1 pseudogene is annotated in these 291 nt (G+C 69.4%); it reads right to left on the bottom strand.

What is annotated here, in order from left to right:
- A pseudogene (locus PZH32_RS13595) lies at positions 1-291 on the bottom strand (C69 family dipeptidase); the annotation flags it as partial.

A 291-nucleotide genomic window follows, 5' to 3' on the forward strand; every position in this document is an offset into this window, starting at 1 on the left:
GTAGCAGTCATCCGGCCCGCGCCGGGCAATCCAATGGTGGCCTCCGATGTTCTCCCACTACCACACCTCGTGGGCGTCGCCGAAGGCCACGCCGTTGGTTTCGTAGGTGCCGTACTGCTCCACCAGGGCGCCCAGGCGCTTCACGCCTTCGCGGGCCGTGGTGATGTAGGGCAGCGTGATGGTGGGCAGGTTCTCCTCGCCGATGCCGCCGGGCACTTCCGGCGTGTAGTCGGCGTCACCCGGCTTGCCCTGGGCGGGCTGGTACACCACCAGCGGGTCGGCGCCCAGCAC

It is taken from the genome of Adlercreutzia equolifaciens, assembly GCF_029076695.1.
In the GTDB taxonomy this organism is placed as follows: Bacteria; Actinomycetota; Coriobacteriia; order Coriobacteriales; family Eggerthellaceae; genus Adlercreutzia; species Adlercreutzia equolifaciens_A.